This window comes from Janthinobacterium sp. LS2A (assembly GCF_036543145.1).
GTDB lineage: Bacteria > Pseudomonadota > Gammaproteobacteria > Burkholderiales > Burkholderiaceae_D > Janthinobacterium > Janthinobacterium aestuarii.
In genome coordinates this window covers 245,303-257,809 of the sequence record NZ_JAZHPB010000004.1, presented here as the reverse complement: position 1 = coordinate 257,809, position 12,507 = coordinate 245,303, and the positions used below count along the sequence as shown (strand labels likewise).

Here is a 12,507-nt window from a genome sequence, read left to right as displayed (position 1 = left end):
GGCCAGGCGCTACAGGCGCCGCCTGGCCTGGTTGTATCGTTTCAGCCTTGATACTCAACATAAACTTAGCATAAAAAAAGATACTGGAGATTGACATGTCCTTCACGCACCCGAAACGCAGCTTCATCAAAACCACCCTGATCGCCGCCGTACTGGCCGGCATCGGCAACCTGGCCGCCGTCAGCATGGCGAACGCGGCCGAAGCAGGCACCCTGCTGATCTGGATCAATGGCGACAAGGGCTACAAAGGCCTGGCCAAGGTCGGCGAAGAATTCACCAAGAAGACGGGCATCAAGGTCGTCGTCGAGCATCCAGAAGATGCGCCAAACAAATTCCAGCAAGCGGCCGCCGCCGGCAAGGGCCCGGACATCTGGATCTGGCCGCATGACCGCATCGGCACCTGGATCGACGCTGGCTTGCTGCAACCATTGACGCCAAGCAAGGAAGCGCGCGCCGCCATCCTGCCGCTGGCCTGGAACGCCTTTACGGTGAGTGGCAAGACCTGGGGCTACCCGATCTCCATCGAAGCCGTCGCCCTCGTCTACAACAAGGACCTGGTGCCGACGCCGCCAAAAACCTTCGAGGAAATCGCCGCGCTGGACAAGAAACTGTCCGCACAAGGCAAGAAAGCCATCCTGTGGGATTACACGAATACCTATTTCACTTGGCCTTTGCTGGGCGCGGGCGGCGGCTTCCCGTTTGAAGTCAAGTCCGACGGCCGCTACGATGCGGCGAAAACCGGCGTGAACAATGCCGGTTCGCAGGCAGGCGTGAATGCGCTGATGACCCTGATCAACAGCGGCGCCATGCCGAAGGGCGCCGGCTACGCGGAAATGGAAGCGGGCTTCAACCAGGGCAAGATCGCCATGATGATCAACGGCCCATGGTCGTGGGACAATGCGCGCAAGTCGAAGATCAATTTCGGCGTGGCCACGATCCCTACCGTGGCAGGCAAGACGGCCACGCCATTCGTGGGCGTATTGGGCGCGATGATTTCCAAGGCCAGCCCGAACAAGGACCTGGCCACGGAATTCCTGGAAAACCAGATGCTGCAGATCAATGGCCTGAAAACCATCAACGCCGACGTCCCGCTGGGCACGCCAGCCAACAAGGTGCTGTTCGCGGAACTGAAGGCCAATCCGAACATCCAGGCAACGATGGAAAGCGCGCAAGCGGGCCGCCCGATGCCGAACAACCCGGAAATGGGCCGTTTCTGGTCGTCGATGCAATCGGCGCTGGAAAACATCACGCAAGGCCGCCAGACGACCAAGGATGGCCTCGATGCGGCGGCGAAGCGGATTACGACGGCGAATTAATCAATGTCGCGCTGCACCACGTAACTTCGCGTAGGTCGGATTAGCGCTTGCGCGTAATCCGACATGTGCAGCCAACAATGTTGTCGGATTACGGCCCTTTGGGCCTAATCCGACCTACACCACAACGCCTTCATCCAGCATCCATCTTCACAGGTATCCATCGTGCGCAAGTTTATCGGCCCTACGGTATTGACCATCAGCATGGCGCTGGGTCTGTATCTGCTCTTCATGTTGTACATTTCCGGCCAGACCATGCTGGCCGCCGTTTTCCTCGGCTTGCTGACCCTGACGACGTTTGTCTTCACGTCGCCGCGTGCCTATGCCTACCGTTACCTGTTTCCCGGCATCACGGCGGTCATCGTCTTCGTGCTGCTGCCGATGGTGTACACGGTGTCGATCGGCTTTACCAATTTCAGTTCGCGCAACCTGCTCACCTATGAACGGGCCACGCAATATTTGCTCGACGAAACGCAGCGGGTGGAAAGCGCCGGCTATGCGATGACCGTGCATGCAGACAACAAGGAATACCGCTTGCGCCTGGAAAGCCCGGACACGGGCGAAGTGCTCTTGACGCAGCCGCTGGCCCTGAAGCGCGCCGTGCCCCTGAACGTGGAGGTGGCGCCGATCGATCCCGTGCAGGCGCCCGTGCTGGCCGCGCCGCTGGGCATCAAGGACATCATCGCCCTGCAAAAGGATTTGAAGCTGCTCACCCTCGTGCTGCCGAACAAGATCGAGCTGCGCATGGTGGGCTTGCGCGAATTCGGACCTGTCGCGCACGTCTACAAGCAACTGCCCGACAAGACCCTGAAGAAGATCGCCACAGGCGAACTGGTGACGCCGAACTTCAAGACGGGCTTTTATGAAATGCCGGACGGCACGAAACTGGAACCGGGCTTCAAAGTGAACGTGGGCTTCGCCAACTTCGTCAAGATTTTCTCCGATGAAGCGTTCCGCGGCCCCTTCCTGCGCATTTTTGTGTGGACCATCGTTTTCGCCCTGATCAGCGTGGCCACCACGACGGGCCTGGGCATGGTGCTGGCCGTGCTCCTGAACTGGGATGCGCTACGCTTCCGCGGCCTGTACCGCACCCTGCTGTTTCTGCCGTACGCCGTGCCCGGCTTCATTTCCATCCTCGTCTTCAAGGGCTTGTTCAATAACAACTTTGGCGAAATCAACCTCGTGCTCGATGCCCTGTTCGGCATCAAGCCCGCCTGGTTCTCGGACACCACCCTGGCCAAGGCCATGATTTTGATCGTCAACACCTGGCTCGGCTACCCGTACATGATGGTGGTGTGCATGGGCTTGATCAAGGCGATTCCATCGGACCTGTACGAAGCGTCGGCCCTGGCCGGCGCGGGACCGCTGACGAATTTCTTCAAGATCACGTTACCGCTGATCATCAAGCCGCTCACGCCGCTGATGGTGGCCAGTCTCGGTTTCAACTTCAACAATTTTGTGCTGATCAGTTTGCTGACGGGCGGGCGTCCCGATTTCCTCGACACCACCTTGCCGGCCGGCACGACGGACTTGCTCGTGTCCTACACCTACCGCATCGCGTTCGAGGATTCCGGCCAGAACTTTGGCCTGGCCGCCGCCATCTCGACCCTGATCTTCTTCCTCGTGGCCGCGATTTCGCTGGTCAACATGCGCCTGACGCGCATGAACAAAGCATAAAGGACAGCCATGGCTATCGTTGTCGACCGTTCCAACCGCTGGCGCATCCTGGCGGCCCACGTCGCCGTGATCGCGCTGATCGCGCTGGTGATGTTTCCCTTCCTGATGATCCTGTCGATCTCCCTGCGGCCCGGCAATTTCGCCTCGGGCAGCCTGATCCCTCCCGAGATCAGCTTCGAGCACTGGCGTTTGGCGCTGGGCATGTCCTACCAGGCGCCCAACGGTGCCCTCGTCGAACCGGATTTCCCTGTGCTGCTGTGGCTATGGAATTCCATCAAGGTGGCCAGCATGAGCGCCACCGTCACCGTGCTGCTGTCGACCACCTGCGCGTATGCATTCGCGCGCATGCAGTTCCGTTTCAAGTCGCAGACGCTGTCCGCGCTGATGCTGCTGCAGATGTTCCCCGCCGTGCTGGCCCTGGTGGCCATCTACGCCATCTTCGACGTGCTGGGCAGCTACGTGCCATGGCTGGGCATCGACCACCACGGCAGCCTGGTGCTGGCCTACACGGGCGGCATCGCCCTGCATATCTGGACCATCAAGGGCTATTATCAAACCATCCCCATCGAAATCGAGGAAGCGGCCAAGGTCGACGGCGCCACGCAGTGGCAAGCGTTCGTCTACGTGCTGCTGCCGATGACGGTGCCCATTCTGATGGTGGTGTTCCTGCTGTCGTTCATCGGCGCCATCATCGAGTACCCGATCGCCTCCGTGCTGCTGCATGAGCAGAACAACCTGACCCTGGCCGTCGGCTCCAAGCTGTTCCTGTACGAGCAAAAATACCTGTGGGGCGACTTCGCCGCGGCCGCCATCTTGTCCGGCCTGCCCATCACGGCCGTGTTCCTGCTGGCGCAAAAATGGATGATCTCCGGCCTGACGGCTGGCGGCGTGAAAGGCTGACCATGCGGCGCACCCTGACTACGCTGGCCGCCCTGCTCCTGTGCGCTTCGGCGCAGGCAGGGAGCTTTGCCGAGAATCCGATTGTCTACTTCGCCGTGACAGACCGTTTCGCCAACGGCAATCCCGGCAACGACCACAGTTATGGCCGCGCCGCCGACCCGCAAGGCGGCGACGTCGGCAGCTTCCACGGCGGCGACATCGCCGGCATCACGCAGCAGCTCAAAGCCGGCTACTTCAAGGAACTGGGCGTCAACGCCCTGTGGATCACGGCGCCGTACGAGCAGATACACGGCTGGGTGGTGGGCGGCAAACAGCAATTCCAGCACTACGCCTACCACGGCTACTGGGCGCTCGACTACACGACGATGGACGCCAACATGGGCACGCGCGAGGAATTGCGCGAAATGATCAACACGGCCCACGCGCAAGGCATCCGCGTGCTGTTCGACGTGGTGCTGAACCATCCCGGCTATGCGGACCTGCGCACCCTGGCGCAGTACAAGGTGCCCGTGCTGTGGCCTGGCCACGAAAAGGCCGTGCTGCGCGACTATCACAGCTTCATCGACTACAACAACTTCGAATTCAAGCAGTGGTGGGGTCCAGACTGGGTGCGCGCCGGCTTGCCCGGCTATTCAGACGGCGGCAAGGACGACTACACCATGCAGCTGGCCTACCTGCCCGACTTCCGCACGGAAAGCGGCAAGGCCGTGGGCTTGCCGCCGATTCTGCAGCGCAAAGCCGATACACGCGCCGTCGCCCTGCCCGACACCACCGTGCGCGGCTACTTGGTGCATTGGCTGGCCGACTGGGTGCGCGAATTCGGCGTCGACGGTTTCAGGGCCGACACCGTCAAGCACGTGGAGCCGGCCAGCTGGCTGGCCCTGCGCGCGGCGGCCACCGATGCCCTGGCCGACTGGAAGGCGCGCCACCCACAGCAGAAAATCGACGACGCACCATTCTGGATGACGGGCGAGGCATGGGGCCATGGCCCCGAGCGCAGCAGCTGGCATGACGCGGGATTCGACTCGATGATCAATTTCGATTTCCAGAATCGCGCGGGCGGCGACTGGAAAAGCATCGATGGCGTCTACCGCCAGTACGCGGGCTTGCTGGGAAAACGTATTGGCAATGAACCCCGCTACGACATCCTGTCGTATATCTCGTCGCACGACACCAGCCTGTTCCCGCGCGATCAACTGAAGCATGGTTTGTCCGCCCTGCTGCTGGCGCCAGGCGGCGTGCAGCTGTTCTATGGCGATGAAAGCGCACGCCAGCCTGGCGCGGCGCCCATCGGCGACGAACAGCAGGCGACCCGCTCCGACATGAACTGGAATACGCTCGATGCGGCCACCCTGGCCCATGCGCGCAAGCTGGGCCAGTTCCGGCTGCGCCACCCTGCCCTGGCGCGCGGCGAACACCGGTTCATCAACGACAAGCCGTATGCGTTCGCCCGCATGATGCAGGATGACGCCATCATCGCCGTGCCCGAAGCGCAAGGCGCGCTCGAACTCAAAGTACACGGCGTGTTCGCCGACGGCGCCAGCTTGCGCGACGCCTATACAAACCAAACCTACATAGTCAAGGACGGCGCCGTCGCGGTACACGCTGCCGGCACCGTCCTGCTGGAGAAAGCTGCACAATGAGTACCTATGACATTTTAGTGGTCGGCGGCGCCGGCATCGACACCATCGTCCGCGTCCCCGACCTGCAATTGCCCGTGGCCGATTCGCTGCATGTGCCACCCATCCGCGACTACGTGGCGCACACGGGCAATGGCGTGGCGCTCGGTTGCCACGCGCTGGGCTTGCGCTGCAAGTTCCTCGACTTCATCGGCGACGATGCGCAAGGCGCGGCCATCCTGCAGCGCTACAAGGAAGCCAAACTCGATTTCTCGCACATCGTCGAACCTTCGGGCACGCGGCGCAGCGTCAACCTCGTCGATCCGCAAGGACGCCGGCTGTCGCTGTATGACGGGCGCCATCCGGAAGACGTGCGCATGCCTGCCGCCTTCTATCTGCCCTATCTGGGACCGGCGCGCCACGCGCACTTTTCCATCATGGGCTGGGTGGCCCAGCTGTTTGACGATGCGCAGGTATGCGGCACGACGGTATCGACCGACCTGCACGACTGGGATGGCGTCAACCCGCACCACAAAGTCTTTGCGCTGCGCGCCGACCTGGTCTTTCTCAGCACGGCGGCGCTGGGCGAGCGCCGGGACGACGTCATGCACGCGATTATTTCGGAAGGCCGCGCGCAAGCCGTCATCGCCATGGCGGGCGCGGATGGGGCCTACCTGCTGGAACGGAACGGCGCGTCCGTGCGCCACTATCCGACGGCGGGCTTGACGCTGCCCGTGGTGGACACGAATGGCGCCGGCGACTCGTTTGTCGCCGCCTTTTTGCATGCCTGGCTCGATGGTGCAGGCATCGACGCCGCCATGCACCGCGGCGCCATCGGCGGCGCGTTTGCCTGCGCCCAGCATGGCACGCATGAACGTTTCATCGGACCGGCGGAGCTGCATGACTTATATCAAGACCGCACTAGCTTATGACTTAATATTCTATCAAGCGTAGCATCGAGCTAAGGGTCGCATGGCACAATGGCTGCGGATTTCACCACCGCATACCATCGACACCGGAGACCACATGAGAATCGAAACCCTGGCCGTGCACGCCGGCTACACCCCCGACCCGACCACCAAGGCGGCCGCCGTCCCCATTTACCAGACGGTGGCCTACGCCTTCGACAATGCCCAGCATGGCGCCGACCTGTTCGACCTCAAGGTGGCAGGCAATATCTATACGCGCATCATGAACCCCACGCAAGACGTGCTGGAAAAACGGGTCGCCGCGCTGGAAGGCGGCGTGGCCGCGCTGGCCGTGGCGTCGGGCATGGCGGCCATCACCTATGCGATCCAGACGATTGCCGAAGCGGGCGACAATTTCATCTCCGCCAGCCAGCTGTATGGCGGCACCTACAACCTGTTTGCCCACACCCTGCCGCAGATCGGCATCGAAGTGCGCTTCGCCGACGCGCGCCAGCCCGAGACCTTTGCCGCCCTGATCGATGCGCGCACCAAGGCCATCTTCTGCGAATCGATCGGCAACCCGCTGGGCAATGTCACCGATGTAGCGAAACTGGCCGAAATCGCGCACGCGCACGGCATCCCGCTGATCGTCGATAACACGGTGCCGAGCCCCTATCTGTTCCGCCCCATCGAGCATGGCGCCGACATCGTCGTCCATTCGTTGACCAAATACCTGGGCGGCCACGGCACCACCGTGGGCGGCGCCATCGTCGACAGCGGCAAATTCCCGTGGGCCGAGCACAAGGAACGCTTCAAGCGCCTGAACGAGCCGGACGTGTCGTATCACGGCGTCGTCTACACGGAAGCGTTCGGCCCCGCCGCCTTCATCGGCCGCGCGCGCGTCGTCCCGCTGCGCAACATGGGTGCCGCGATTTCGCCCTTGAGCGCGTTCCAGCTGATCCAGGGCATCGAGACCCTGGCCCTGCGCATGGACCGCATCTGCGACAACACGCTGGCACTGGCAAAACACCTGAAACAGCATCCGAAGGTCGCGTGGGTCAATTACGCGGGCCTGGAAGACCACCCGGACCACGCGCTGGTGAAAAAATACATGCACGGCCGCGCCTCGGGCATCTTGTCCTTCGGCCTGAAACTGGCGGCTGGCGAGGATCCGCGCGCGGCAGGCGCCCGCGTGCTCGACGCCCTGCAGCTGTTCACGCGCCTGGTCAATATCGGCGACGCCAAGTCGCTGGCCACGCATCCGGCGTCCACCACGCACCGCCAGCTCAATCCCGAGGAACTGGCCAAGGCGGGCGTGTCCGAAGACATGCTGCGCCTGTCCGTGGGCATCGAGCATATCGACGACTTGCGCGAAGACCTGGAGCAGGCGCTCAACGCCGCTTAATCGCTGGCTTTGACGCCATAGCGCGATGCCGGCTTGCCGCGCATCGCGCCCGCGAACAGGGCCAGGCGGGCCGCGTCAAAACGCTCCCACAAGACCTGGTCTTCCACCGAAGGCAAGGTCACCAGCTCGCCCTGGTCCAGGCCCGCCAGCGCCGCATCGACGCAGTCTTCCGCGCGCATGATGGTCGCCTGGTCCAGCTGTGCCAGCGGCACGCCGCTCAATTCCCAGATCTCCGTCGCCGTCGACGCGGGCAGCACCAGCTGCACCGTGATGCCCGTGCCGGCCAGTTCCTGCTGCAAGCCCCGCGTGAAATTCATCACATAGCCCTTGGTGGCGCTGTAGATCGTGCTGACGGGCAGGATGTGGAAGGACAGCACGGAGCCGATGTTGATGACGGTGCCCCGGTTGCGCTGCTTGAATTGCGGCAGCACGGCGTACGTCAGTTGCGCCAGCGCCGCCACGTTGACCTGGTCCATCGCGGCGATACCCTCGCGTGGCGAGTCCACGACGGCGCCCAGGGTCGAGACACCAGCATTATTCACCAGCATGGTGATGGCTGGGTTGCTGGCCAGTTCTTCGGCTACGCGCTGCAGGTCGGCCGGTGCGGCCAGATCGGCCGCCATGGCGCGCACGGCCACGCCATATTTTTCCGCCAGCGAGGCAGCCAGGGTGCCCAGGCGCTCGACCCGGCGCGCCACGAGGATCAAATCGAAGCCGCGCGCGGCCAGGCGGTCCGCATATACGGCGCCCAGGCCGGACGAGGCGCCGGTGATGAGGGCCGTGCCTTGGGTAGTAACTGCATTCATGGTCATTCCTTCTTCAGTATGGGGTGGGTTGAGGCCATAAAACATGATAGCCATCATGCTTCAACACATTAAATATGACGGTCATCATGTTTAATGTGTTGAAGCATGACGAACATCATGTATGATGTCAACCATTATTTTTTGAATCGCGATCAGGAGCCTGCCATGCGTTATCCCGCCGAAGAAACCGCCGAAAAGCACCAGCGCATCCTGACGCAGGCGGCGCGGCTATTCCGTGAAAAGGGTTACGACGGCGTCAGCGTGGGGCAGATCATGCAGGCGACGGGACTCACGCACGGCCCCTTCTACAACCACTTCGCCTCGAAGGAAGCGCTGATGGCGGAAAGCACCCTGCACGGTTCGGAACACTCGCGCGTGGCGCTCGATGCGGCGACCATCAGCCCGGAAGCGATGCGCCAGTACGTGCGCGATTACGTGAGCGCAGCCCACCGCGACGCACCGGGCGATGGCTGTCTGCTGGCGGCGCTGGCGGGCGACGCGCGCAAGCAGCCGGCCGTACGCCCTGCCTTCACCTTCCATCTGAAAGCCATCATCGGCAAGCTGGCAGCGCATTTTCCGTGGAAAAAGAAAAACCATGCGCGGCAGGACGCCATCGTCATGCTGTCGGCTATGGTGGGCGCCGTGGCGCTGGCGCGCGCCGTCGACGATGAAGCGTTTTCCGATGAAATCCTGAAAGCCGTGAACACAGCTTTTACGACGTAGGTCGGATTAGCGCGCGAGCGCGTAATCCGACATGGCACGCCAACTATGATGTCGGATTACGCTCCGCTAATCCGACCTACGCGCGAGCAACTGGGCGACTTGCCTGACCCTCTCGGCCACCGTGCCTGACACATTGACATAGACAATCCCCCGCCGCGCCAGTTCGGCCTGGTACCACGCATGCTGGCGCGCACGGAAATCCTCGTCGCGGCGCGTGCCATCCTGGATGAAGGGAAAATCGGGGGCGCACAGCAGCACCAGGTCGTAGCGGTGTTCGGCCAGCTGCGCCAGTTCCTGTTCGGCCTTGCCGAACATCTCGACGCAGTAGAAATACGTGGTCATGGGCGAGGTGTCGCAAAACAGCCAGCGCCGCGCGGCCAACAGCGCCTGCGCTTCGCGGCGCAGCTGTTCCCGGCCGATCTTCAGCAGATCGTCATAAACCAAAATACCATCCTGACTTTCCCACAATTCGCGGCCATACTCGGCCACCCAGTCCGTCTCGAAATGCACCGCCAGCGCTTGCGCCAAGGTGGTCTTGCCGCTCGATTCGCCACCGAGCACGCACACGCGCGTGACAAAATCAGCGCGCACAATCGGCGACAGGAAGGCGCTGTGCGCATGCGGGTCTTGCCGCGCCACGGTGCCGGACACGGGCACCAACGTTCTCGCCTGATCCACGCTCACGTGCGCCACAGGTCCGCTCGCATAATGCCGGTCCAGTACCTGTGCAAAGCCGGGGCCATACTCTTCGCTGGTGAAGACGGCATTGACGGGCCGCTCCAGCACCGTCCAGCACAACCAGCCCATGAAGTGGCGATGCGCGTCGCCATCGGCATCGTTGTGCGGCAAGGTCCGCGCAGGCACGCCGCGCGCGGCACACAGCGCGGCCAGGCGCGCATCGTCCAGCACGACGATGTGCGCCTGGGGGAACTGCGCGCGCAGCCAGCCGTCCCTGCGCGCCGGCTCGCAGCCGGGAAATTCGGGCTTGGTGTAACTGACCACCAGCAGTTCTTCGCTGGCGTCTTGCGCACGATGGAGCAACAGTTCGTGGCCCTGGTGCAGCGGGCAGAATTTGCCGACCACGAGGCCGCGCTTGTAAAGGTTCATGCTGCCGCTTCCTGCAAATCCGAGGTGTATTGAATGATCTTGTCTTCCGCCAGCAAAGTCTCGACCGTGATGGCGCCGAAAAAAGGCGCGAGCAAGGCGCGCGCCCGGTCAGCCTGCGGCATGGCGTTCGGCGCCAGGCGCAGCACGATGGCGCCATCGCCATGCTGGTGCACGCCGAACAGGGCGATGGCCAGCGGTTTCAAGGCGTGCGTGATGTCGATATTATTGATCCATTCGCCGTTGAGCGTGCGATAGCGCAAAGGGCTGCGTCCCGCCAGCCCCACCAGCACGGGGCCGTGCGGGCCATGCGCCAGCGAAGCGTAGTCGCCCGTGCGGTAGCGCACGAGGGGCAAGCAGAAATTGAAGCCGCCCGTCACCGTGATTTCGCCGCGCGCGCCCTCGGGCACGGGCTGGCCCGCAGTATCGAGGATTTCCACGTACAGCCGGTGCTGCAGCAGTACGTGGCCGCCCGCCTGTTCATCGTAGACGGCGACGGGTCCCACTTCATTGAGCGAATAGATGTCGAGCACGGGGCAACCGAAACGCGCTTCCAGGCGCGCGCGCATGCCGGGCAACAGCATCATCGACACGGACATCAGCGCGGCCGGCTTGTGCGTCATGGACAGGGTCAGCAGTTCGGCAAACGAGATGGGGTCGCCCGCGATCAACTCCGGCGCCATGGCGTCCAGGTAGCGCGCGCGGTCGTCCGGGTCGCGCCAGTCGTCCACGTGCAGGTTGAGCTTCGCCAGGCCCGATTCGTTCATCGTGGGCGTGACGGAGACATAGGTGAAGCAGCGGCGCTGGTGCCCCAGCAGCATCACGCCCACCTGTCCCGCCCCATGGCGCAGGGTCACGCCGAAGCGGCGCAGCGCGCGCTTGTGAAAGGCCAGGTAGCGGCCCGCCACCAGCGGGTGCGAAGCGATCAGCAGCGGGTGGCCCGTGGTGCCCGTCGTCTGGAAGTTGATCATGCGCGCCAGGTCCGCATCGTCGGGCACGAAGGCGGCGATGTCGTGCGCCAGTTCGGCGCGGCTGATGGGCGCCACGTCCGCGAGACGCGCGGGTGGCGAGCCGCAGGCGCGGTAATGCGGCACTGTGGCGTAGACCGTCCTGAGAAAATCGGCCAGCCAGGGCGGCGGCGCATCGGCGCCCCAAGCGACTACCGCGTCCATGACTTCCTGCTCGTAGGTGCGCAGTGATTCGACCTCCGCTGCCAGCAGCTTGTTGCCGCTGCGGTTGCGGTAGACAGGGGCGCTAGGATGATTGCGCAAGTGCGCCAGCATGCGCGCGCCCGCCGGCGTCAGGGTGGGACAGTAGTCGCGGTCCGATTCCCAGGCGCCGCCAGGCAGGTTGACGTCAGGTTTGCCAGCGAGCGTCATTCGCGCGACCACTTGTCGGCCGATTCCTCGGCCGCCTTTTTCGCCAACGCTTCGCGGATTTCGCGCGCGCGCTGCTCGGCCAGCCGGCTCGCTTCGAGCAGACGGCGGCGTTCCGTGCCGCTGATGGCCGACAATCGATCCGTCGCCTGCGCCACGCTTTCGTCGCGCGGTCGAAAACCGAGGCGCGCCAGCACGATGCGCGCCAGTTCCTCGCGCCGCTCGGGGTCTTGCGTGAACTGGTGGGCCGGCGTGGCGGCGGCCAGTTCGCGCGCCGCCTCGCCCAGCACCTGCAGCAAGGCTGGCTGCGGCAACTGCTGGCTGGTGAACCAGTCGTCGGCCAGCAGCCAGCACACGATCATGGCCAGCGCCAGCCGGTTGCGGTCCGCCTTCACCTGCGCGCCGATAAACCCCTGCAAGGACGCGGCCGGCGCGCGGGCGCCATGCAGCAGCAAAATGTCGTTGACCAGCGCGGCCACGGCCACGGCTTGCGCATTGGCGACGCCGGCAATGCGGGGCTCGGCGAGGAATTCGACGGGCGTATCGGCCAGGCGATGGGTCAGGGTTTCGAGGTGGGGACCAGAGATATTCATGGGCCTTTTCTTAATACAGTGATGCGCAAATTTAGCCCCAAAAGCAAAGGCTGGGGTCAGACCCGGCGGGTCTGACCCCGGAT

General features: G+C 63.5%; 11 protein-coding genes. 7 read left to right on the top strand and 4 right to left on the bottom strand.

The genetic code is table 11. The annotated features are described in order from the left end of the window. Nucleotides 1-95 precede the first annotated feature (95 nt). The 6 genes from malE (at nucleotide 96) to V3C40_RS13900 (ending at nucleotide 7,822) form a co-directional block, all read left to right on the top strand. The gene (gene malE / locus V3C40_RS13925; protein WP_331777739.1) at nucleotides 96-1,316 is read left to right on the top strand and encodes a maltose/maltodextrin ABC transporter substrate-binding protein MalE; all 1,221 of its coding nucleotides are present in this window, start codon (nucleotides 96-98) and stop codon (nucleotides 1,314-1,316) included. Nucleotides 1,317-1,478: 162 nt separating this feature from the next. After that, nucleotides 1,479-2,990, top strand: a complete 1,512-nt coding sequence (gene malF / locus V3C40_RS13920) for a maltose ABC transporter permease MalF (protein ID WP_099402470.1) — start codon at nucleotides 1,479-1,481, stop codon at nucleotides 2,988-2,990. Nucleotides 2,991-2,999: 9 nt separating this feature from the next. Then, nucleotides 3,000-3,890: a maltose ABC transporter permease MalG gene (gene malG / locus V3C40_RS13915; RefSeq protein ID WP_034757081.1), complete on the top strand. Its 891-nt coding sequence runs from the start codon at nucleotides 3,000-3,002 to the stop codon at nucleotides 3,888-3,890. Continuing rightward, nucleotides 3,848-5,533 carry an alpha-amylase family glycosyl hydrolase gene (locus V3C40_RS13910; RefSeq protein WP_331777738.1) on the top strand — a complete coding sequence of 562 codons (1,686 nt, stop codon included), beginning with the start codon at nucleotides 3,848-3,850 and terminating at the stop codon, nucleotides 5,531-5,533. The genes malG and V3C40_RS13910 overlap by 43 nt, the downstream gene beginning before the upstream one ends. Then, a complete protein-coding gene (locus tag V3C40_RS13905) occupies nucleotides 5,530-6,441 on the top strand; it encodes a carbohydrate kinase family protein (protein WP_331777737.1) in 912 nt (303 codons plus the stop codon). Before V3C40_RS13910 ends, V3C40_RS13905 begins: the two co-directional genes overlap by 4 nt. A gap of 94 nt (nucleotides 6,442-6,535) precedes the next feature. Further along, a complete protein-coding gene (locus tag V3C40_RS13900; RefSeq protein WP_070218279.1) occupies nucleotides 6,536-7,822 on the top strand; it encodes an O-acetylhomoserine aminocarboxypropyltransferase/cysteine synthase family protein in 1,287 nt (428 codons plus the stop codon). Here V3C40_RS13900 and V3C40_RS13895 read toward each other — a convergent pair. Beyond that, nucleotides 7,819-8,628 carry an SDR family NAD(P)-dependent oxidoreductase gene (locus V3C40_RS13895; protein ID WP_331777736.1) on the bottom strand — a complete coding sequence of 270 codons (810 nt, stop codon included), beginning with the start codon at nucleotides 8,626-8,628 and terminating at the stop codon, nucleotides 7,819-7,821. The genes V3C40_RS13900 and V3C40_RS13895 overlap by 4 nt on opposite strands. A 165-nt stretch (nucleotides 8,629-8,793) precedes the next feature. Here V3C40_RS13895 and V3C40_RS13890 point away from each other — a divergent pair, with 165 nt between their 5' ends. Further along, the gene (locus V3C40_RS13890) at nucleotides 8,794-9,351 is read left to right on the top strand and encodes a TetR/AcrR family transcriptional regulator (RefSeq protein WP_331777735.1); all 558 of its coding nucleotides are present in this window, start codon (nucleotides 8,794-8,796) and stop codon (nucleotides 9,349-9,351) included. 66 nt (nucleotides 9,352-9,417) lie between these two features. Here V3C40_RS13890 and V3C40_RS13885 read toward each other — a convergent pair whose 3' ends face one another. From V3C40_RS13885 to V3C40_RS13875, 3 genes are read right to left on the bottom strand one after another with little or no spacing between them, the layout of a single operon-like run. Beyond that, nucleotides 9,418-10,458, bottom strand: coding sequence for an AAA family ATPase (locus V3C40_RS13885; protein ID WP_331777734.1), 1,041 nt, complete (start codon nucleotides 10,456-10,458; stop codon nucleotides 9,418-9,420). Beyond that, on the bottom strand, nucleotides 10,455-11,834 hold the full coding sequence (locus tag V3C40_RS13880; protein WP_331777733.1) for a capsule biosynthesis protein CapK: 1,380 nt from the start codon (nucleotides 11,832-11,834) through the stop codon (nucleotides 10,455-10,457). The genes V3C40_RS13885 and V3C40_RS13880 overlap by 4 nt, the downstream gene beginning before the upstream one ends. Beyond that, nucleotides 11,831-12,424: a hypothetical protein gene (locus V3C40_RS13875; RefSeq protein ID WP_072454712.1), complete on the bottom strand. Its 594-nt coding sequence runs from the start codon at nucleotides 12,422-12,424 to the stop codon at nucleotides 11,831-11,833. The genes V3C40_RS13880 and V3C40_RS13875 overlap by 4 nt, the downstream gene beginning before the upstream one ends. Between the last annotated feature and the right edge of the window lie 83 nt (nucleotides 12,425-12,507).

What these genes read in the sequence shown, in the direction of transcription:
- V3C40_RS13890 (WP_331777735.1), top strand. Translation starts at nt 8,794, where the DNA reads ATGCGTTATCCCGCCGAAGAAACCGCCGAAAAGCACCAGCGCATCCTG.
- V3C40_RS13880 (WP_331777733.1), bottom strand. Translation starts at nt 11,834, where the DNA reads ATGACGCTCGCTGGCAAACCTGACGTCAACCTGCCTGGCGGCGCCTGG.
- V3C40_RS13885 (WP_331777734.1), bottom strand. Translation starts at nt 10,458, where the DNA reads ATGAACCTTTACAAGCGCGGCCTCGTGGTCGGCAAATTCTGCCCGCTG.
- V3C40_RS13900 (WP_070218279.1), top strand. Translation starts at nt 6,536, where the DNA reads ATGAGAATCGAAACCCTGGCCGTGCACGCCGGCTACACCCCCGACCCG.
- V3C40_RS13895 (WP_331777736.1), bottom strand. Translation starts at nt 8,628, where the DNA reads ATGAATGCAGTTACTACCCAAGGCACGGCCCTCATCACCGGCGCCTCG.
- malE (WP_331777739.1), top strand. Translation starts at nt 96, where the DNA reads ATGTCCTTCACGCACCCGAAACGCAGCTTCATCAAAACCACCCTGATC.
- malG (WP_034757081.1), top strand. Translation starts at nt 3,000, where the DNA reads ATGGCTATCGTTGTCGACCGTTCCAACCGCTGGCGCATCCTGGCGGCC.
- V3C40_RS13905 (WP_331777737.1), top strand. Translation starts at nt 5,530, where the DNA reads ATGAGTACCTATGACATTTTAGTGGTCGGCGGCGCCGGCATCGACACC.
- V3C40_RS13910 (WP_331777738.1), top strand. Translation starts at nt 3,848, where the DNA reads ATGGATGATCTCCGGCCTGACGGCTGGCGGCGTGAAAGGCTGACCATG.
- V3C40_RS13875 (WP_072454712.1), bottom strand. Translation starts at nt 12,424, where the DNA reads ATGAATATCTCTGGTCCCCACCTCGAAACCCTGACCCATCGCCTGGCC.